This is a genomic window from Aeromonas sp. ASNIH8 (assembly GCF_002919855.1).
GTDB classification, from domain to species: domain Bacteria; phylum Pseudomonadota; class Gammaproteobacteria; order Enterobacterales; family Aeromonadaceae; genus Aeromonas; species Aeromonas caviae.
In genome coordinates, this window is record NZ_PQLN01000253.1 from 1 (window position 1) to 809 (window position 809).

General features: G+C 53.0%; 1 protein-coding gene. It reads right to left on the minus strand.

The window, feature by feature from the left end:
* On the minus strand, positions 1 to 809 hold an 809-nt coding region (locus tag C3418_RS23765), incomplete at both ends, for an IS1595-like element ISAeca5 family transposase (RefSeq protein ID WP_103859392.1).

Sequence of the window (809 nt, forward strand, 5' to 3'; positions counted from 1 at the left end):
GGGCTTGCCACGACTGCATGCCCCAATTCAACAAACATACTCTTGAGGTCAAAACGATGATTAAACCGGAAGCAGTATTCAGCAAGATGCCTTGGTAAATGCTTCGCTCCGAGCTTATGACAACTGCCCCGCAGCGAGTTCTTCACATTCCCTATCATCGTGTTTACCCAGTTGAATGCCGGATGATCCAGCAAATCAAGGTTGCCCCCGGTGACAACACCCAGGTGCTCACAATTGGCCTCCTTGACCGCTTTGAAACAGGCCAATCCATCGGATATCACCGCGCTACCACTAGCAAGATGCCGTTTTGCCCAATCAGCAATGACGTTGGTTTTGAAACCATCGACCACCGTCATCCGCATCTTGATTGGATGCCCTTCCTTGTTCAGGGCTACTGCTGCCACAAACGGCGTCTTGCCTGCCGCGCCGCGACCTCGTTTGCCACCACGGCGCTCTCCACCCCAGTAGACATCATCGAGCTGAATGATGCCGCTGATGGGCTGCTTGTCATCGGACTCTTTCATGGCTTGCAGCAGCTTGTGCTTGAGCATCCAGGCGGTGTCATATTTGACGTCCAACTGGCGCTTTAGCTCCATCGCTGACAAGCCAGTTTTGGTCTGTGACAGCAGCTGCATCGCCAGAAACCACTTGGTCAGTGGGAGTTTGGTGTTTGCAAAAATCGTGTTTCCAGTCAATGACATCTGGTGACGGCAGTTATTGCATTGCAGCACGCGTGGCCGACTTTTCAGGCGACAGCAGGTCTTGTTGGCGCACTCAGGACAGATGAAACCGTTCGGAAAACGCCAAGC